The organism is Mycobacterium sp. IDUB_24 (genome assembly GCF_055419385.1).
Window position 1 is genome coordinate 1 of sequence record NZ_JBVAXO010000027.1, and the last position, 291, is coordinate 291.

The following is a 291-nucleotide window of genomic DNA, read 5'->3' on the forward strand; positions in this document are numbered from 1 at the left end:
GGCGATTGGGACGAAGTCGTAACAAGGTAGCCGTACCGGAAGGTGCGGCTGGATCACCTCCTTTCTAAGGAGCACCATTTTGATTCCCCCGCCCCCGCGACTGTGGGAGTAGTGCGGTTGGGATATTTCAGTCAGGGATCTGTAGTGGGTTTCTGGTGGGTGCATAGACAAACGTTGAGCCGGCGTGGGAAATCGCTGGTGATGAAACTGCTGAACACACTATTGGGCTTTGAGACAACAGGCCCGTTTTTCCCTGGCCCCTGTGTGGGGTGGGAGGCGTGTTGTTGCTCC

General features: G+C 56.4%; 1 rRNA gene. It reads left to right on the forward strand.

From position 1 onward, the window contains the following. A 16S ribosomal RNA gene (locus ACZYZF_RS29505) occupies positions 1-64 on the forward strand; the annotation flags it as partial. Positions 65-291 lie beyond the last annotated feature (227 nt).